Here is an 18875-nt window from a genome sequence, read left to right on the forward strand (position 1 = left end):
CGGAGGAACAACCATCCGCCCCGGGCGCTGCTCCTAGACCCCGATACGCAGGGTCGTGCAGATCTCACTGAGGAAACAGGTAATGTGACAGGCGATTTCATCGGCTCCGTCGACACCGCTCGACTGCAGGAGCAACCGCTGGAGATCCACCGCCAGACCGCGATCGGCCAGCACCACCTCGGGATTCTGCGTGAAACGCTCCCTGAGTGCAGGATCGCCCTCAAGCTCCTCGTTGAACTGCTTGACGAATTCGCGAACCGCACCCTCGTCGGGCATGATCGCGGCGCGTTCAACCTGGACTCTGAATTCTGGGTCCTGCAAACTCATTTTGCGGGCACCTTTCGGCGGGTCGTATGACGGACCGCCGTATGCGGCCATTGCGACGGTACCCGGTTCGCGGGGTTGCGATTCCCGCGCAAGCGGGTGAATCAGATATTCACGCACCCGGCGCAAGCCGCGGTCTGCCGCAGTAGGGACGCCGCCGCAGGGGGCGCCTACGTCTTCGGTGGCAGGGGCGGTTTATACCGGGCTGCCGGCTCGCCGATGACGATTACGCCTTCGCATCCTGTCGTGCCGTCGCCATTACGTGATCACTGGCAAACAGCTGCCGCGGGCCGCGTCCGGGTGCGGGCACGAAGACCCCGCTCCAGCGGGTGGCCGGGGGCGGGGTCTTGGCACACTTGCACAGTAGTGTGCCCCCGGCGGGATTTGAATCTGTGCACGCGGCTCCGGAGGCCGTAACCTGGCAGAAAGTTACCGCAGGTCAGCGGACGTGACCCCGTATCTGACGCCTCGTTGGCTCTCTTGGCCCACGGATGGCGCACAGCTAGTGGAAGACCTTTTTGCCCTTTCGTCCCCGTGCTTGGGCTCCGGGCTGGCAGGAGCCCATTGATGGAAGGATTCCATGGGCGGTCGTGGTCCATGCGGTTGGCGTGTGGCGTGATGGAGTGCAGGGGGCGCGCACGGGGTGGTGGGTCTGCCCCGGTCGGGCGGTCACGTCCGCTGGAGTGGTGTATCGACGGCCACTCGGTGATCTCGTCTGTGATGCTATGCGGTGAGTTCGGTGGGCAGGTCGGTCTCGTGGTTTTCTGACTCGATCGGGAGTGTTCAATGATCGGCGGATCCGTGATCAAGGAGACGCCAGATGAGCGACACCACCATCGAGCAGATACCAGGCGGCGAGGCGGCGGTGGAGGCCGTGCCGGCGAGTGACGAGCAGCTGGTCGAGATGCTCGTGGACCGGGCCCGCTGCGAGGGCCTGCAGCTGACCGGGGAGGGCGGGCTGCTCCAGCAGCTGACGAAGCGTGTGCTGATCCGGTTTGCGGGGGGCACGCCAGGGAAACGTCCAGGCGCTGGTCGGTGACCATACAGTGAGACGGGCCTGGGGCTCGGGTTCGTCGAGGTGATGGTCCTGGAGTTCGACCGGATGGCATCCTCCCTGGCGCGTGTCGTCGTGGGCGTGGCCATCCATCAGGATCGGGGCAGGAAGACCTTCGGCGACATATCGAACGCCAAGGTGGTTGTTGTCGAGCGCTACGAGGAGTTGCTGGTGGACGACTTGGCGCAGGTCGCCGGGTCCACCGCCGCGACCGTCGCGGAGTTCACCAGGAATGCTTCCGGAGGGTGGGGACTTCGCGAGATGGTCCGCGGGTTCGACAGCGATCCACTCGCCTTCGCCGGGCAGATGGGCAGCGTCCGGTAGGCGCCGCCGAAGACCGCGACCGCTGTGGCGGAGCCGGGTGACGGGCGCCGCCGACCGCTGGTACTACCGGTCGGGCGGTGCCGCCGATCGCGGGCCGAACGAGTGGACTGCCGGGTTGCTTCGTCGCGGAGCTCGGCTCTCCGGGCCAGCGAACTTCTCGTCCCGGCAGGGAACGAGGTGACCTTGTCCGGGCGCGTCGAGGTCATCGCATATGGTGCCCGCAGTCCGCATTCTGTAGTGACGGGGCTTGGCAGATCACCCGCGAGACCGAAGATGGATGCCCTCGCGTTGCGCACAGCGGCGCCGCTCCCCGGAAGCCTTACCGGGCGGGGATGACGGCGGAGAGGTGTACGAGTCCGGTGACCCCGAACTGGAGCATCAGTGCGAGCGTGTGGGCGTTGGCCACGCCGTGCAGATGGGTCAGGCGGACGGAGGGCCCGGATTTCCCGAAGGTCACTGTGCTGTCGGGCTCCAGCAGGATTCCTGCGCTGGTCATCGAGCCGCTGGCCGGCGCGCCGGCGCGGCCGGTCAGTACTCCGCGGCCACCGTCGGGGGTTGCGACCATGTCGAGGTGTTCGGGAACGCTGCTGCCGTTGTGGACTGTCATGCTCAGAGTGCCCGAGCCTGATGGGTCAAGGTGGGCGACGGCGCCGGTGATGCTCAGACTGACGCCCGGCTCCTCGACGGTGACCTGTCCGGGGGCGGCGGAGATGCCGTTTGGCGCGGTCGCGGTGGCGGAGGCGGCGTGCGTACACGCCGTGGCCAGCGCGGTCAGGGCTGCGGCCGTGCCTGCCCAGCGGGCGATGCGGGCGGTGCGCTGCGCTGCGGGGAGGGTCCTCATCTTTGCATGATGCCAAACTCGACGGGATGACCGGTCGCCCCCCCAGGGGGCTGACTCGCGCGGCCGAGGCGGTGGGGAGGTGTCACCAGCCCACGTCCACGCCCGCATTGCGGTGCGCGAGAGGCTCCCCTCCCGCGTCGGTGAAGGTCTGCAGGGCCTTGACCAGTCCTGCCCGCTGGCTGCGGGGCATGGCGGCGACGATGCGGGCGATCTCGGTGCGGCGGCGTTCGGTCGCCTGGCGTACGGTGCTGCGCCCTGTCGATGTGAGAGTGATCAGGATCTCGCGGCGGTTGCCGGGGTTGGGGGCGCGGTCCAGCATGCCGGCTGCGGCCAACCGGTCGACCATCCGCATGGCGGTGGACGGGATGACGTCCAGGTGTTCGCCGAGCCGGGAGATGTTCATCGCGCCTCGGCTTTCGAGGACGACGAGCATGCGGAACTGGGGGAGTGTCAGGGTCTCTTCGACCGCGGCCAGTGAGCGTGCCGATACCGACACCAGGAGCCGGGATGCGGTGAGGACGGCGGTGACCACCTCGTCCGCCGGGTCGGATACGGGCGGCACGGTGTCGTCCGTGGCGGGTGCACGCTTGGGCATGGGGTCTTTCTACCGTTTCCACGGCCCCGGCGGGTACCGGCAGCCGTGCGGCCGAGTGGGCTTTGCATAGAGCAATGGTTTGTATTGCATAATGCAAATATGCCTCGCCTCTCGCCTCCTGCATCCTCGACCGTCGCCGTACCCGCGGGCGGCCTCCGCCTTCGCCACGGGCTGCCGGCGGCTGTCGCCGCGCTCCGGGAGGCCAAGAGCGGCCTGCTGGTTCTGGCGCTGGCCGTCGGATCGGGGGCCGGGCTGGGCGCCATCGCGTTCCGGTGGCTGATCCGCACGTTCACCGGGGCACTGTCCGGATCAGCCGACTACGCCGGAGCCGGACATGTGGCCAACCCGCATGTGCCGTGGCTGGGGCACTGGTTCGTGCTGCTCGCGCCGGTGGCCGCGGGGCTGGCGTTCGGGCCGCTGGTGCAGCGCTTCGCGGGTGAGGCGCGCGGTCACGGCGTGCCCGAGGTCATGTACGCGGTCGCCCGGAAGGGCGGTCGGATCCCGCCGCAGGTCGCGGTGGTCAAGTCGCTGGCCTCCGCGTTGTGCATCGGTGGCGGCGGCTCGGTCGGGCGTGAGGGGCCGATCGTGCAGATCGGATCCGCGCTCGGATCGACGCTCGGCGGCCTGGTGAGGGTCGCTGAGGACCGTATGCGGGTTCTCGTCGCCTGCGGTGCGGCCGGCGGGATCGCGGCGACCTTCAACGCGCCGCTGGCCGGGGTGTTCTTCGCGATGGAGCTGATCCTGCGGGACTTCACGGCCGAGTCGTTCGGCATGGTGGTCCTGGCCTCGGTCACCGCCAGCGTGATCGGCCGGAGTGCGTTCGGCGACCACCCGTTCCTGCATCCGCCGGCCTTCGCTGTGACGCACCTGTCGGAGTACCTGCTCTTCGCCCTGCTGGGTGTGCTGGCGGGCGCGGTCGGTGTCGGTTTCACCCGGGTCCTGTATCTGGTCGAGGACGCCTGCGACTGGGCGTGGCGAGGCCCGGAGTGGGCACGCCCGGCCGCCGGCGGGCTGCTCCTCGGTGTGCTGCTGTTCTTCCTGCCGGAGATGTACGGCGTGGGTTATCCGGTGTTGGAGGGCGCGGTCGGAGGCGGATACGCCATCGGCTTCCTGGTCGTGCTGGTGGTCGCCAAGATGGCAGCCACCAGCCTGACCATCGGCATCGGCGGCTCCGGGGGCGTCTTCGCGCCCGCGCTCTTCATCGGCGCCGCCTTCGGGGCCGCCTACGGCGCGTCGGCGCATCACGTGCTGCCCGGAGTCGCGGGGCCGATCGGCGCGTACGGGCTGATCGGTATGGGTGCGGTCTTCGCGGGCTCGGCACGCGCGCCCATCACCGCGGTGATCATCATGTTCGAACTCACCGGTGAGTACACCATCATCCTGCCGCTGATGACCGCGATCGTTCTCGCCACCGGGGTGAGCCGGGCGCTGTCCACCGACACCGTGTACACCCTCAAACTCCGCCGCAGGGGAGTCGACCTCGGCGAGAGGCCTGTCGTCGACGTGCTGGCGGGCATCACCGTGGGGGCGGTCATGGAGCCCGTCCCGTCCCCTCTTGAAGGTTCCCTGCCGCTGGCCGAAGCGGCAGCCGCACTGGCGCGATCCGCGCACGGCGTCCTGCCGGTGGTCTCGGCGGAGGGTACCTACCTCGGCATCGCCACCGCGCGCAGCGCCGCGGAGACGCTGGCCGACGGCGCCCACGACAGCGTGCCGGTGGAGTCGATCGTGCAGCTTCCCCGGTCCGTCGGTGCGGAAAGCGCCCTGTCCGCCGCCCTGGCCGACCTGGTCGGCACCCAAGGCGCGGGGCTGCCCGTTCTCGATGCGGACCACGACCGCCTCGTCGGGTGGATCACCCATCAGTCCGTCCTCGGCGCGATGCACCAGGCAGCCAACCCCGATGGGGGATGACCGCTCGCGGCTCCGACCCCCGGCTGTCGCGATACGCGCGCATCCGCAGCCGAACGGGGCGACGGCGGCGCCCGTTCGCCACTTATGACTGATTCATCCGATTGGCATTATATATACGACCATATTCGGGTACCCATTGTGCATTGTGCATTGTGCAAAGGATGGCTCCGGTGATGACCGCAGCTGTCGCAGAGCCACGCGGAAGCGGGAACACCATGGGATCCATCACACGGAGGAGTCTGCTCGCCCTCACGGCCGGGGCCGCCGCCGGGACCGCGGCGGGATGCGCCGGCGGCGGTGAGCCGAAGCCGCACAGTGCGGCGCCACCGGAGGGTCCCACCGACGGCACCACGTCCCGGCCGGGCGGTCGGCTCCTCGGGGACGGCTCCACCTCCGACACCGGTCCGCAGCCGTTCCAGCCCGTGCCGGAACGGCTGGAGCCGGGTCAGACGCCGCCGCAGTTCGTGATCTTCTCCTGGGACGGTGCGGGGGAGCTGGACAACGGCCTGTTCGCCCGGTTCCGCAGGCTCGCACATGAGCACGACGCCAAGATGACCTTCTTCCTGTCGGGGCTGTACTGCCTGCCCGAGTCGAAGAAGGACCTCTACCGGCCGCCGAACAACCCGGTGGGCGCGTCCGCCATCGGGTACTTCAAGGACGAGCACATCAAGATGACGCTGGAGCAGGTGCGCGGCGCGTGGCTCGAAGGCCACGAGATCGGCACCCACTTCAACGGCCACTTCTGCGAGGGCTCGGGCAGTGTGGGCAACTGGAGCCCGGCGGACTGGAAGAGCGAGATCGGCCAAGCCATCGACTTCGTCACCCGGTGGCGGACGAACACCGGCTTCTCCGACGTCGAGCCGCTGCCCTTCGACTACGGCAAGGAGCTGATCGGCGGCCGCACTCCGTGCCTGCTCGGCCAGAACCAGTGGCTGCCGACCGCGAGCGCCCTGGGCTTCCGCTACGACGCCAGCTCGCCGGGCGGGAACCAGGTCTGGCCGTCGAAGAAGATGGGCGTGTGGGACCTGCCGCTGCAGCTGATCCCCTTCCCCGGGCACACCTTCGAGGTGCTGTCCATGGACTACAACATGCTGGCCAACCAGTCGCACACGGCGACCAGCAGCGACCCGCGCAACTACCCGTACTGGCGCGAGCAGGCCACGGCGTCGTACATCGCCGGGTTCGAGCGGGCGTACCAGACCAACCGGGCGCCCTTCTACATCGGCAACCACTTCGAGGAGTGGAACGGCGGGATCTACATGGACGCCGTCGAGAAGACGCTGGAACACATCGCCTCACTGGGGGCGAGCGACGTCCGCATGGTGTCCTTCCAGCAGTTCGTCGACTGGCTCGACGCGCAGGACCCCGCGCTACTGGCCCGACTGCGCACTCTCGACGTCGGCAGCAAGCCCAGCCAGGGATGGCGTGCCTTCACCGGGGCCGTATGACACCCGGCCCCCGGAAGGGCACCCGGCACCGGGACCGCCACCGCCGCCCCACTGCGCTGCACGGCACCCGGCAGGGTAGAACTGACCCATGGTCGACTTCCCGTCCGGCTCGGAGAACGACGCCGAAGCCATGGTCAGCGCGCTGCTGACCGCGTCCCGCCTGCTGGTCGCGGTATCGGCGAGGTCGCTGGCCTCGGTCGAGGACGCGCTGACCCTTCCCCAGTTCCGGATGCTGGTGGCGCTCCACACCCGCGGGCCGCTGAGCCTGTCGATGCTGGCCGCCGAACTGGACGTCCAGCCCTCCACGGCCATGCGGATGATCGACCGGCTCGTCGCCGCCGAGATGGTCACGCGCTCGGCATCGCCCACCGACCGCCGCACCAGCAGTATCTCGCTGACCGCGAAGGGCCGGTCCACCGTCCTGCAAGCCACCGAGCGCCGGCGGGCCGAGATCGCCCGCATCGTCGACGCCATGTCACCGACCCAGCGGCACGACCTGATCAAGGCGCTGCGGGCCTTCACCGACGCCGGCTCGGAGCCCTCCGTACGTTCGGCGCCACCTCACCACCTGGGATGGTGACCGCCGCGGTCGGCCCACTGATGTCGAGGGTCGGTGCCGTGGACGCGTCACGTGCGCAGCGCTGTTGCTGCCCGGTCGCCAGCCCGAGCGCCGCCAGTACGGAGGCGAGTTGGTCGGCGTGCGACGGCGACATGGTCGCCGGACTCGCCCCCAGCTCCGTCACCGAATGCCGCAGAGCCGCCAGTTCGCCGAGGAGGGCCGTCGGCAAGCGGCGACTGGGAGGCTCGTCGTCGGTCCCCTTCGACGTGTCGTCCCGCATCCCCACGGTCCTCCTTCCAGCCGCCGCCCGGGCGGCCCGCTCCGCCCAGCGTCCCCCCTTCATTGAGACTATGCAAACTTTGCTTAGGCCAAAAGTTTCTGCCGTGATCCGTTACCTGTCCGATGCCATCGGCTGGGATGCCGGGTTGGATGCCTCTGCCTTGTGTACGCCCGACGGCGCGGAGTGGACTGACCGGGCTGGTCTTCGACCCTCGCGGAGTCCACCCGCGTCCAGGGGAGGAGATATTCCTGGAGGACGGGCGCCCGGTCGCGGACCTGCCGTTGCCGGAGGGACCTCGCCTACGGCCGGGTCTGCCGAGGCCCATGAGCTCGTTGATCGACCGGTCGTCCACAGCCTCGCCGACGCAGACTCCACGGGCTGGGCAGTCTCGGAATCAGACATGTTCTCACTGGTCATCGGCGCATCCATGATCGGGAGTTACACCGAACGATTCAGCCCCGGGCGGGTGGTCGCGGGCGGGGCGCGGGTCAGCGGTTTCCGGTGAGTTCCCCGGTGAGGTTGCCGTGCATTCTGGCGCTGTCCTGGTTGAGGCCGACGATCTCCACGGCTTTGCCGCGTGAGGCGTATTTGGTGGTGATCGCGTCGAGGGCGGCGACGGAGGATGCGTCCCAGACGTGGGCGTCGGTGAGGTCGATGACGACCTTGCCGGGGTCGCCGGCGTAGTCGAAGCGGGTGATGAGGTCGTTGGCGGAGGCGAAGAAGAGTTCACCGGTCACGGCGTAGACGACCTCGGTTCCGTCGGGGTCGGTGACCGACGTCACGGCGGTGACGCGGGCGACGCGGCGGGCGAAGATCACCATCGCGGTGACGGTGACGGTGCCGACGACGACGCCGATGGACAGGTTGCTGGTGGCGACGACGACGGCGACGGTCACGGCCATGGCCAGGGTCTCACCGGCCGGCATCCGCTTCAGCGTCGCGGGCTTGATCGAATGCCAGTCGAAGGTGCCGACCGAGACCAGCACCATCACGGCCACCAGCGCCGCCATGGGGATGTCGGAGACCACCGGCCCGAGAGCGATGCACAGGATCAGCAGGAAGAACCCGGCCAGGAACGTCGACAGGCGGGTGCGCGCACCGTTCTTCACGTTGATCATGGTCTGGCCGATCATCGCGCAGCCGCCCATGCCGCCGAAGAACCCGGTGACGATGTTGGCGATGCCCTGGCCGATGGACTCGCGGGTCTTGTCGGAGTGGGTGTCGGTGATCTCGTCCACGGGCTTGGCCGTCATCAGCGACTCCATGAGCCCGACCAGCGCCATCGCCAGCGCGTAGGGCGCGATGACGGTGAGGGTGTGGACGGTGAAGGGCACATCGGGCAGCCCCGGCACGGGCAGCGACGACGGCAGCTTGCCCTTGTCTCCGACCGTGGGCACCGCGATCCCGGCCGCGACGGTGATCACGGTGAGGACCGCGATCGAGACCAGTGGCGCCGGCACGGCCTTGGTCAGGCGGGGGAAGAACACCATCATCGCCAGCCCGGCCACGACCAGCGGATACACGGCCGAGGGCACGTCGTGGAGGTTGGGGATCTGCGCGGTGAACAGCAGGATGCCCAGCGCGTTGACGAAGCCGACCATCACCGAGCGCGGCACGAACCGCATCAGCTTGGCCACGCCGAGCGAGCCCAGCACGATCTGGAAGATCCCGGCCAGGATCACGGTGGCGATCAGGTAGCCCAGGCCGTGCTGGCGGGCGACGGGGGCCACGACCAGGGCGACCGCACCGGTGGAGGCGGAGATCATCGCCGGGCGCCCGCCGGCGAAGGCGATGACCATCGCCATCGTGCACGCGGCGAACAGCCCGACCTTCGGGTCGACCCCGGCGATGACGGAGAACGAGATCGCCTCGGGGATCAGTGCCAGACCGACGACCAGGCCGGCCAGGACCTCGGTGCGGAAGACCTTCGGGGACAGCCACGCGGGCCGGGGCAGGCCGGGCAGGCGCGCGGACGCGGATGAGGAGGATGGCTGCAAGACCGGATGACCTGTCGTGCTCGGGCGCAGCCGGTCGGGGCCGCGCGGGCAGGACGCGCAGGGCCGAGGTGGCGGTGCGCGGATCGCCCGTCAGTGGGCGGAAGTCCGAAAAGCGGCGCCGCGTACGACCCGGCGCCGCGTACGACCCGGCGGCGGGTCCGCTCAGCGCGCCGGTGACGGCGGCCCCGCAGGGACGAGAAGGGGCCGGGAGCACGATCGTGGACAGCAGGCACATGCAGATCGGCGAGGTCTCCCGAGGCCTTGGGCGGGTGACGGGCGGGAGGTCGCCCGCCATGAGCCCCGTGGGTCTACCGCCCCTGCTCCGGCCGGACGGCTTGCTGCCCGATGAGCCCCGGTCGGTTGCGGTGGCGCAGCAGCAGCATCGCCGCATCGTCGTGCAGCGGCTCTCCCGAGTGCTGCACCAGGTCGACGCGGAGCGCCTCCAGCGCCAGGTCGGGGTCGGGGGTGCGCAGGAGGTGTGCGTTCTTCTCCAGCGGATAGAACTCGCCCGCCGTGTTCCTGGTCTCGGTGACGCCGTCGGTGTAGAGCAGCATCTGGTCACCCGGCTCCATCCGTACCGGAAAGGCCACGGGAGTGTCGGTCGGCCCGGTGCCCAGGCCGAGGGGTACGGAGTACTCCGGCGGCTCAGGGAAGGAGACGTCGCCGTCCGCCGTGACCAGCATGGGCGCCGGGTGACCGTAGTTCATCACCGTTGCCCCGGTGTCCGGGCGTATCTCGGCGATCAGCGCGGTCACGAACTTCTCGCCGCCCACTGATCGTTCCGCCGTCCGCTGAAGCCGCTCACCGACGCCCCGCAGGTCCGGCTCGTCGTAGGCGGCTTCCCTGAACGCGCCGAGAATCGCGGCCGCGATCTCCACCGCGGCAAGCCCTTTGCCCTGGACGTCGCCGATGATCACCCGGACTCCCGCAGGCGAGGCCACGACCTCGTAGAGGTCCCCGCCGATGCGTGCCTCGGCGACCGCGGATGTGTACGACACCGCCACCCGCAGATGGCCGGCGCTGCGCGGCACCGGACGCAGCAGCACACGTTGCGCCACCTCGGCGATGGAGCGAACGCTGGCCAGTTCCGCCTCGCGCCGCTGCCGCGCAACCGCCGCGATCACCGCGGCCACCGTCACGCCGACGACCGACGCGAGGGCGGTGAAGCCGCGTCGCTCCTCGAAGAGTCCGTCGTAGATGCCCAGCCCGCAGCAGACGGCAACGGCCACGAGCCCCACCAGGGCGGCTCTCCGCCAGCCCCCGGTCAGTCCGGCGAAGGCCGGTCCCAGCGCGGTCATCGGGAGCAGGCCCACGCTCGATCCGGCCGCGATGTCCGCCACCACCACGACGCCCATGACGACATACGGCAGAGACACCAGAGCCGCCGGCGGGCCGCCGGCGACCGTGTCGGCCGGGGCCGTCGCGGTCGGAAGGCCCTCGTACAGCCCCGGGCGTTCCAGGGGACCCGCCTCGTGTGGCACGTTTGCCCCTGTCGTTTGGATTGTGCAAAGGTCTACTGGAGGACGATCCTCTCACGAGAGGTTACCGAATCGGGTTCCCTGCCCGTAGCCCCCTGGCGAAGGAGGTTCGCCCATGCCCCCCACGACTAGCGACGATCCACGCCGCAGGCCACCGACCGGCCTGACCCGCATCCTCGCCCGCCTGCCCGTACAGCTGTACAGGGTGGGACTGGGACGGTTGCTGGGCAGGCGCATGCTGCTGCTCACCCATACCGGGCGGAATTCCGGACAGCCCCGGCGGGTCGTCGTGGAGGTGGTGGCCTATGACGCGGCGAACCACTCCTGGACCGTCGCCTCGGGCTACGGCAAGCAAGCGCAGTGGTACCGCAACCTGCGCCATGCGCCCGGCGGCACGGTGCAGGTCGGCAGGCACCGCCACCACGTGTCCGCCTACTTCCTCGACCCCGAGGAGGGCGCCGAGGTGATGGCCGAGTACGCCCCCAGGCACCCGCGCGCAGCCCGCCTCCTGTGCCGCTACCTCGGCCTGCCTGCGGACGGCACCGCCGACGCATACCGCGCCGCCGGCCGTCAGATCGCCTTCGTCCGGCTGGTCGCCTTTCCGGGAAGCTGACTTCCGCACCGGCCTCAGCGTCCGGCTCGACCGTGGTGGTCATCGGCACCCTGCCCGGCGTCCGCCGGTTCGGGTGCGCCGCCCATGGCGCGGAGCATGCCGGCACCGCCGGTGTGCAGGAAGCGCGTCACGAATGCGGCGGCCAGCAGGAGGAAGGCGATGTTGAGGTAGGTGGTGTAGTTCCAGGTCACCCCCTGCGTCGGGATCTCGGCGTCGGCCTGGTCGGGGATGAGGCCGAGGCCGCCGAAGAGGGATTCGACGACGTATCCGGCGATGACCATGGTCGTGTAGAAGGTGCCGAGCAGGAAGAGCGTCATCCGGACGCCGTAGTACTTCCGATAGATGTTCAGGATCGGCAGGATCAGCAGGTCGGCGAAAATGAATGCGACCACTCCGCCGAAGCTGATGCCGCCCTTCCACAGCACGACGGCCAGCGGCACGTTCCCGATCGAGCACACGAATGACAGCATCGCCACCAGCGGCCCGACCAGCGGCCCCCACACCTTCGACACCAGCGGGTGGCCCTCGAAGAAGAAGTGCCGCCAGAAGGAATCGGGGACCCACGCGGCGATGGCACCGGCGATGAGCAGCCCCACGACGAGGTCGCGCAGGATGGCCGCCCATTCCATGACGAATACGCTCGCGACCGCGGTGAACCCCTCGCCGGAACCCAGGCGCCGTACGAAGGAGCTGTTCCCCTGTACGGACATGTCCATTGCCGCGTGCCCCTCCATGGCCCCCGACAGCCCCCGTTCGGCCTGCTCCCTGGCCTCGCGCAGCAGAATGTCCCGCAGGAGAAGGCGGAAGAGCACCGCCAACAGTGCGATCATGACCGGCCCGCCCACGAACTCCGCGGCCGTGAACTGCCACCCCATCAGCAGTGCGAGGATCACACCCAGTTCGACGACCAGGTTCGTCGAGGCGATCTCGAACGCCATGGCGGCGGTGAAGTCCGCTCCCTTGCGGAACAGTGAGCGTGCCAGTGCCACGGCGGCGTAGGAGCAGGACGACGACGCGATGCCGAATGCCGAGGCGGTCGCCAGCGTGCGCGGCCGGTCGTCCCCGAGCATCCGGACGACCGTGGCCCGGCGGACAACTGCCTGGACGACGGCGGACAAGGTGAATCCCAGGATCAGTGCCCAGGTGATCTCCCAGGTCATCGAGCCGGTGATGGACAGCGCGTGAATGATCGGCTTCACCGTCTTCGCCTTCCCCCGCGCAGGGGTATCCCATGCATGAGTGCCGAGGGCAGACCAGTACGAGCTTCCACTGGCGCTCCTTCTGGCCGTGGTCGGCGTCCTGTTCGTCCCGGCGCCGTTCAAGACCGCGGCTGTCGGCTTGGTCGGCGTGCCGGTCATCGCCTGGATGACGCGACGGGACCACAGAAAGCCTTCTCCGCCCGGCGGCGTCCACTGCGAAGATACGGATCTGGTCGTGGGTATCGGGACGGTGTTCACCCTGGTGTCGGCTGCGGAGATCGCGACCAGCAGGCCGGCGACCAGCAGCGCGACGATGCTGACCCGCGCCACGACGTGGCCGTCAAGCCGCTGTTGAGCCGGCCGGACCTCGTACCGTCGTCTTGTGTTCCGACGTGATCTCCACGCTCGACCCGGAGGGCACCCTTCATCACCCCCAAGCGCCGTCAAAGCCGGCGCACCGGCCGTCACGGTCGGCTAGATCCTCCTTGTGCTATGTGCTATGTGCTGCGAAAGGCTCTCCATGATTCTCCGCCGGCGCGCCCGGCCATCTGTCGGTTCGCCGGCGGCCGTCTCCGCCGGGCCTCGGCGTTCGGTACTGTTCTTCGCGTTCTCCTTCGCGGTGATCGCCGATCCCGTCTCGTCCGTGGCCTATGCCATCGAAGCGGCACTTCGCGCGCTGAAAGGTGATCTTGCGCTACTGCTGCCCACGATGACCCTGGTGGTGGGTCTGGTCGTCGTGGTGACGGCGAACTACTGGCAACTCGTGCGGCGCTTCCCCAAAGGGGGCGGTGCCGCCGCAGCGGCAGGGCGGGCGTTCGGCCCCCAGTGGACGTTCCTCCCGATCGGCGCGCTGGTCGTCGACTTCGTACTGACCATCGGCGTCTCGATCTCCGCTGCGGCCAGCGCGGCCATCGCCCTCCTCCCAGGCCTGGCTCCTGCCCGGATCCCGCTGGCCCTGGTGCTGCTCGTGGTGGTCGCGGGACTCACCTGGTTCGGACACGGGGGACGCCTGCTGTTCGCCGTGATGACCGCAGTGTTCGTAGTGGTCTCCGTGAGCGTCCTGGTCCTCGGTTTCACCTCCCCCCACAACGCGGGCAGCGCACCGGCCACCACCGATCCCGGACACTCCGCGCTCCTGGCGGTGGTGCTGGCCTTCCCCGTGGCAATGGCCCTGGCCACCGGCGTCGAAGCGCCGTCCACCGCCATCGCCCAACTCGGCCAGCTCGACGACACCCACCGCCGCCGCTTCGGCCGCGGCACCCTCGCGCTCCTGGTGGTGATCGTCGGCGGCCTGACCCTGGCACTGACCGCGCTGGCAGTCCGCCTCCACACCGGCATTCCCGCCCCGGACTCCACCCAGATCGCCGACATCGCACACGCCGCCACCGGCCCCGGCTGGCTCTACGGCGCTTTCCAGCTCACCAGCGCCCTGCTGCTTCTCGCGGCGGCCAGCTCCTCATTCCAGGCCGGCCCCGGACTCCTCAAGGCCCTCTCCGGCACCGACCGGGCACCGGGTGTGCTGCCGACACCGCTGGGTCGTACCAACCATCACCACACCCCGTACTGGTCGGTACTGGTCTACCTGTCCGCCGGAGCCCTGGTCGTCCTGGCCGCGGAAGCAAGGGAACAGCGCCTGGTGCTCTTCTACGCCGTCGCGGTGTTCGTCAGCTTCCTCGTCGGCCTGCTGGCCATGACCAGCTTCGCCCGCCGCGAGGGCAAGACGGCACTGGCCTGCGTCAACGCACTGGCCGCCGTCGCCGTCGCCTTTACGCTCGCGGTCAACCTGCTGCGCGGCTGGCCCCTGCTGTCCCTGACGGCGACCCTGGCCATCGCAGCCGCCCTGTACGTCCGGTGGACGAAAGCCGGCAGACCCACCGGCGTCGAGAACGCAGAATCCGCGGCGGAACCGACGGCTGACTGAGCCGCACCCAGGCACGGCCGCCAACGGCCTGTCGTGGAAACCGCCGCCACAGAGTGCTGCCCTTGCCTAGCCGGAGCCCAAGCCGCACAACGGCTGATGCCCCATTGCGGAGCACTGGCTTGCCGCCGCCGGGCAGTGCCCTCTACGACCCGGGCACAGGCTTCATCCGGGTCGCGGAGGAGCCCGACGTCGTAAATCCGGATCCGGCGTTCAGCCGAACTCCGTGTTTCTCTCGGCCAACAGAAGCTGTCACTGTGGAGTGACACACTGCAGCGCATGACATCACGCAACGCTTTTCATACGACGGCGCCGCGGGCACTGGCAGAGCCTGAGGCGCTCCGCACTCGGTTGGCCGCCGTTCGTACCGAGTCCTCGACGCGCCCCTTGAACGACTGGGTGGAGGGCCTGCGTGCCCGGTTGGGCGAGGGCGAATCAGTGCCGTGGTTCGACCCTGCCTCGGGCGGGGTGGAAGCCCGGAGCCTCTTCCTGCTGGAAGCACCGGGTCAGAAGGCCGTGGGCGCCGAGGCCGAACTGCGTCGCACAGGCAGTGGGATCATCTCGATCGACAACGACGACCCCACCGCGCGGAACTGCTGGATGTTGCGTGATGAGGCAGGCCTTCCGTACAGGGAGTCCGTGCACTGGAACGTGGTGCCGTGGTACCTCGGCACGGCCACCCGAATCGCGGCCCCGGGGAAGTCCGAGATCCAGCGTGCCGCGCTCTTCCTCCATGAGGTGATAGCGATGCTGCCCTCCCTGGAGGTCGTCGTTCCCATGGGGCGCAAGGCCCAAGCGGGATGGGCTATATACCAGGAACGCTTCGCCCCGAAGGTGCACACGCTTCCGACCTGGCATCCGAGCCCACGTGTGTTCGCGTCGCGTCCTGCCGCCCGGCAGGAGATATTGAAGGTCCTGCAGCAGGCTGCGCGGCTGCTGGGTACTGTTCGAGCCGGATAGCGGGTCCTGGTCGTTGCGGCGCCCCGCGGCCGGAGAGGCTGCGGGATCAGGGCTCCGTCGTTCTCGCGGTCAGCACGTCGTAGCCGTCAGTGGCCGGACGACCACCGCTGTCCACAACGTGAGAACGCGTCAGCCGGGCCTCCCTCGCCGCCATTGCGACGGCCATCCGTGCTTGTCACGAAATACCACGCGACCCGCGTAAACACCCCCCGCGCCCAAGCACGACAGCGAGAGCATGACGGCGACAGCGCCGTACTGGCCCAACTTCGCACCGCCGACGAAGAAACCGGCGGCCAGCGCCAGACAGAAGAGCGAACACGCCGCGGCAACCCAGCGGTTCGCGTTGGATCGCGCGTTGATCCGGGCGAAGAAAGCATGGCCTCGCGCGGCCCGACGATCAATCCGCGCGATCCGGGCCAGGCGTTCGTCGGAGACGGTGACGGCAGTGCCGACCACCTTGTCGACCGGCCCCGCCCCACCGATGCGGGCGACGGCGGGCACGGACTTCAGTGGGACGGCCAAGTCGATCACCTGCGCCCCCTGGGAAATACGCAGTACGCCCTTCTTCCGCCAGAGGTCGAAACCGGGGTTGAGTGTTGCCGTCGTCGGACTTGGGCCGACGCGGCAGGTGCTGTCAAAGATGTAAGCCCGGCGGGACAAGAACCGCGGGTCGATGACCAGCCCCGTCTCATCGCCCACCAGAAACACCGTGGCCTGGCGCCAGCTCAGCCGTCCGACCTCCCTCACCCACCCCCTGTCCGTGATCTGCTGCGTGACACCCCAGCGTTCCTCGACCGCGATCTGCGCGGGCTTCAGCGGATACCCGGCTTCGAAGGCGCGACTGCCGGTACGGCGTGGCCGAACGTCCCCCCGCCACCGCAGCCGACGAGGCACGATCGTCACGCCGATCGCCATCACGGCCAAGGCAGCAAGGCCACCCAAAGTCAGCACCGGGCCCATCGGTCCGTCGCCGATCACGGCCACGCCGGCGAGCAGCGCGCCCATCCACGCAAAGGCCCCGAGCATCAGTACCGCGTTCACCACGTCAGCGCACACCCCCCGCCCCTCGCCCCGCGGCTCGAGAGATATCGGCAGATCCTATCCCTGCCGTTGGAGGAAAGCGCCGGTTGGCGGACGCTGGTCAGAGCCTCAACCCGGTTGTGCCCCCGGCGGGATTCCAACCTGCGCACACGGCTTCGGAGCTTGCCTGATCAGCCGTTGGACAGCCCACCTCGCGAAAGCACGAGGCTAGCTCCCGGCGAGGACGGCGCCTCCGTCTACGGTGAGCACCGTTCCGGTGACGAAGCGATTCTCCATCAGATACAGGTGTGCCGCGGCGATCTGGTCCGCTTCCCCGATCGACTTGGTGAGCGTCCGATCAGCGAGGGTCGCGAACAACGCGGCGCGCTGCGGCTCCGGAACCGGGTCCCACAGCGGCGTGCGGATTGCTCCCGGGCGGACCGCGTTGACGCGGATCGGGGCGAGCTCGGCAGCCAGCCCTCGCGTCAGGCCCTCTGCGGCGGCGGCGGCGCCGGCCGCGAGCGCCGTTCCGGGTGCGGGGCGGACAGCGACCGTCCCGGACGTCAGCACGATCGAGCCTCCCGGCCGGATGTGCCGCGTCGCGTGCTTGACCGCGGCGACTGCTCCCCAGAAGCGGACCTCGAACAGGTCCCGGGCGGTATCGAGTGGCAGGTCTGCCAGCGGCTGCGGACGCACCGTGTCCCCGGCTGTGTAAACCACGTGGTCGAGTTCGCCGACGCGCTCGAAGAGGGCGGCGAGGCCGGCCTCGTCGCGGGAATTGACGACCGCCCCTTCACAGGTGTCCGGCAACTCCGCGAGAGCGGCCTTCAGCCGTCCCTGGCTGCTCGATGCGATCGTGACTACCGCCCCTGCTGCCGCTGCGGCGCGGGCCGCGGCCAGTCCCATCCCTGAACTGCCGCCGATGATGACGATGTGCTGGCCTGAAAGGGCCATGGTGACAACTCCTGCACCTCGAAATGATGACTCAGTGAGTCATCAGTATAGCAGCGTGATGACTCAGTGAGTCATCACTGTTATGGTGGTGGCCATGTCGCGATGGGACCCGTATGCCGAAGACCGGCTCCGCGAGGCAGCTCTGGAGCTGTTCCTTGAGCATGGGTACGAGAACGTCACCGTCGCGGAGATCACCGAGCGGGCCGGGCTGACCCGGCGCTCGTTCTCCCGCTACTTCACGGACAAGCGGGACGTGCTGTTTGCCGGATCCGAACAACTTCCGGTCGTCCTCGCGCGTTCCGTCCGGAACGCCGCCGACACACTCACGCCCTTCGAGGCCCTCCTGACCGCTCTCGTGGATGTCGCCGGAGGGCTGGCCGACCAGGCCCCGCTCGCCGTGCAACGGCGGGCGGTTGTCCGGGCGAGCCCGGAACTGCAGGAGCGGGGGCGCACCAAGTTCGCCGCGGTGATCGACGCGGTGGCGGACGCACTGCGGGACCGAGGCACCACCGAGTCGCATGCGACGCTCCTCGCGGAGGTCGGTGTCGCGATCTTCCGCACCGCGTTCGAGCGGTGGACCGACCGGCCGGACGACATGGACCTGCCGACTCGCATCCGGGAGGCGGCTGCCGAGGTCGCCGCCGGCCTGGGGGCGGTGGACTTCACTGCGTTGCCCGCCCCTGACGCGACAACCGCGCATGGCTGAGCACTGCCTGCGGACTACTTGGGTTCCCCGATGTCACCCGCGAGATCGGTCAAGCCCGCTTTGCCGCGCCGACCGGGCGGGCGGAGTCTGCCCGATGTATAGGACGTGCGATGTGCGGACGTCCGCCGCAGTCGCCGGGGCCAGGCCCGAGGGGGCCGGCGAGTTGGTGACCAGGGGGAGCGTCGCCTCGGGCGCGTTGTCCGCCTGGTGCGGCCGATGCCGGTGGCGAACCCGGCGGATCTGCGCGTGGTGCATGCGTTCGGCCGGCCCGAGGTGCACTTTCCGCTCGGCGGGTCGCCGCTGGTGTTCAACGCCGCACGAAGAGCAGCCCGTCGCTCCTTGACGCCGGCTCTTCTGCGCTGTCTTCTCCCGCACCTGTGGTTGCTGTGCCCGTCTCGGCGGTGCTGGATCAGGCCAGGGTGAGGAAGAGCTTTTCGAGTTCGGCCTCGGTCATGGGCGGCGTGGTGCCGTCGGCCGCCGTCATGCACTGGCGCATGCCGCTGGCGACGATCTTGAATCCGGCGCGGTCGAGTGCGCGGGACACGGCGGCGAGCTGGGTGACGACGTCCTTGCAGTCGCGGCCGGCCTCGATCATGGCGATCACGCCCGAGAGCTGTCCCTGCGCGCGGCGCAGGCGGTTGAGGACTGCCTGTACCGAGTCCTCGTCCACGGCCATTCCCATGAGCGCACCTCCTTC

At 69.3% G+C, this 18875-nt stretch carries 17 protein-coding genes and 2 pseudogenes; 10 read left to right on the forward strand and 9 right to left on the reverse strand.

Features of this window, described 5'->3' with window-relative positions; genetic code table 11:
• Positions 1 to 33 precede the first annotated feature (33 nt).
• Complete coding sequence (locus JT723_RS05550; RefSeq protein WP_205043345.1) at positions 34 to 327, reverse strand: hypothetical protein; 294 nt, start codon at positions 325 to 327, stop codon at positions 34 to 36.
• 817 nt (positions 328 to 1144) lie between these two features.
• Between JT723_RS05550 and JT723_RS05555 the strand changes: the two are divergent.
• Together JT723_RS05555 and JT723_RS05560 are read left to right on the forward strand one after the other, a co-directional pair.
• Positions 1145 to 1312: pseudogene (locus JT723_RS05555) on the forward strand (IS256 family transposase); the annotation flags it as partial.
• A gap of 54 nt (positions 1313 to 1366) precedes the next feature.
• Positions 1367 to 1702, forward strand: a pseudogene (locus JT723_RS05560) (TerD family protein); the annotation flags it as partial.
• Positions 1703 to 2021: 319 nt separating this feature from the next.
• Here JT723_RS05560 and JT723_RS05565 read toward each other — a convergent pair.
• Positions 2022 to 2543 carry a hypothetical protein gene (locus JT723_RS05565; RefSeq protein WP_205043348.1) on the reverse strand — a complete coding sequence of 174 codons (522 nt, stop codon included), beginning with the start codon at positions 2541 to 2543 and terminating at the stop codon, positions 2022 to 2024.
• 82 nt (positions 2544 to 2625) lie between these two features.
• Positions 2626 to 3138, reverse strand: a complete 513-nt coding sequence (locus JT723_RS05570; RefSeq protein WP_205043349.1) for a MarR family winged helix-turn-helix transcriptional regulator — start codon at positions 3136 to 3138, stop codon at positions 2626 to 2628.
• Between the two features lie 216 nt (positions 3139 to 3354).
• Between JT723_RS05570 and JT723_RS05575 the strand changes: the two genes are divergently transcribed.
• From JT723_RS05575 to JT723_RS05585, 3 genes are all read left to right on the forward strand, one after another.
• A complete protein-coding gene (locus tag JT723_RS05575) occupies positions 3355 to 5046 on the forward strand; it encodes a chloride channel protein (RefSeq protein ID WP_205043623.1) in 1692 nt (563 codons plus the stop codon).
• Between the two features lie 215 nt (positions 5047 to 5261).
• Complete coding sequence (locus tag JT723_RS05580; RefSeq protein ID WP_205043350.1) at positions 5262 to 6494, forward strand: polysaccharide deacetylase family protein; 1233 nt, start codon at positions 5262 to 5264, stop codon at positions 6492 to 6494.
• Positions 6495 to 6582: 88 nt separating this feature from the next.
• On the forward strand, positions 6583 to 7074 hold the full coding sequence (locus JT723_RS05585; protein ID WP_205043351.1) for a MarR family winged helix-turn-helix transcriptional regulator: 492 nt from the start codon (positions 6583 to 6585) through the stop codon (positions 7072 to 7074).
• A gap of 747 nt (positions 7075 to 7821) precedes the next feature.
• Here the strand turns inward: JT723_RS05585 and JT723_RS05590 are convergent.
• Positions 7822 to 9330: a SulP family inorganic anion transporter gene (locus tag JT723_RS05590; RefSeq protein WP_205043352.1), complete on the reverse strand. Its 1509-nt coding sequence runs from the start codon at positions 9328 to 9330 to the stop codon at positions 7822 to 7824.
• 308 nt (positions 9331 to 9638) lie between these two features.
• A complete protein-coding gene (locus JT723_RS05595) occupies positions 9639 to 10685 on the reverse strand; it encodes a PP2C family protein-serine/threonine phosphatase (RefSeq protein ID WP_205043624.1) in 1047 nt (348 codons plus the stop codon).
• A gap of 238 nt (positions 10686 to 10923) precedes the next feature.
• Here JT723_RS05595 and JT723_RS05600 point away from each other — a divergent pair, with 238 nt between their 5' ends.
• Positions 10924 to 11421: a nitroreductase family deazaflavin-dependent oxidoreductase gene (locus JT723_RS05600; protein ID WP_205043353.1), complete on the forward strand. Its 498-nt coding sequence runs from the start codon at positions 10924 to 10926 to the stop codon at positions 11419 to 11421.
• Between the two features lie 14 nt (positions 11422 to 11435).
• Here the strand turns inward: JT723_RS05600 and JT723_RS05605 are convergent, their stop codons facing one another.
• Positions 11436 to 12620 (reverse strand): permease, encoded by a 1185-nt coding sequence (locus JT723_RS05605; protein WP_205043354.1) that lies wholly within the window; start codon positions 12618 to 12620, stop codon positions 11436 to 11438.
• A gap of 40 nt (positions 12621 to 12660) precedes the next feature.
• On the opposite strand from JT723_RS05605, the gene JT723_RS05610 reads away from it, so the two are divergent.
• From JT723_RS05610 to JT723_RS05620, 3 genes are all read left to right on the forward strand, one after another.
• On the forward strand, positions 12661 to 12975 hold the full coding sequence (locus JT723_RS05610) for a hypothetical protein (RefSeq protein WP_205043355.1): 315 nt from the start codon (positions 12661 to 12663) through the stop codon (positions 12973 to 12975).
• A 165-nt stretch (positions 12976 to 13140) separates the two neighbouring features.
• Entirely contained in the window at positions 13141 to 14541 is a 1401-nt protein-coding gene (locus tag JT723_RS05615; protein WP_205043356.1) for an amino acid permease, read from the forward strand.
• Between the two features lie 276 nt (positions 14542 to 14817).
• The gene (locus JT723_RS05620; protein ID WP_205043357.1) at positions 14818 to 15498 is read left to right on the forward strand and encodes a uracil-DNA glycosylase; all 681 of its coding nucleotides are present in this window, start codon (positions 14818 to 14820) and stop codon (positions 15496 to 15498) included.
• 129 nt (positions 15499 to 15627) lie between these two features.
• On the opposite strand, the gene JT723_RS05625 is transcribed toward JT723_RS05620, so the two are convergent.
• Complete coding sequence (locus JT723_RS05625; RefSeq protein WP_205043358.1) at positions 15628 to 16539, reverse strand: hypothetical protein; 912 nt, start codon at positions 16537 to 16539, stop codon at positions 15628 to 15630.
• A gap of 207 nt (positions 16540 to 16746) precedes the next feature.
• The gene (locus JT723_RS05630; protein WP_205043359.1) at positions 16747 to 17472 is read right to left on the reverse strand and encodes an SDR family oxidoreductase; all 726 of its coding nucleotides are present in this window, start codon (positions 17470 to 17472) and stop codon (positions 16747 to 16749) included.
• 94 nt (positions 17473 to 17566) lie between these two features.
• On the opposite strand from JT723_RS05630, the gene JT723_RS05635 reads away from it, so the two are divergent.
• Complete coding sequence (locus JT723_RS05635; protein ID WP_205043360.1) at positions 17567 to 18178, forward strand: TetR/AcrR family transcriptional regulator; 612 nt, start codon at positions 17567 to 17569, stop codon at positions 18176 to 18178.
• A 409-nt stretch (positions 18179 to 18587) separates the two neighbouring features.
• On the opposite strand, the gene JT723_RS05640 is transcribed toward JT723_RS05635, so the two are convergent.
• On the reverse strand, positions 18588 to 18854 hold the full coding sequence (locus JT723_RS05640) for a metal-sensitive transcriptional regulator (RefSeq protein ID WP_205043625.1): 267 nt from the start codon (positions 18852 to 18854) through the stop codon (positions 18588 to 18590).
• Positions 18855 to 18875: the final 21 nt, after the last annotated feature.

The sequence above is a fragment of the Actinacidiphila bryophytorum genome (genome assembly GCF_016916835.1).
GTDB classification, from domain to species: Bacteria; Actinomycetota; Actinomycetes; order Streptomycetales; family Streptomycetaceae; genus Actinacidiphila; species Actinacidiphila bryophytorum.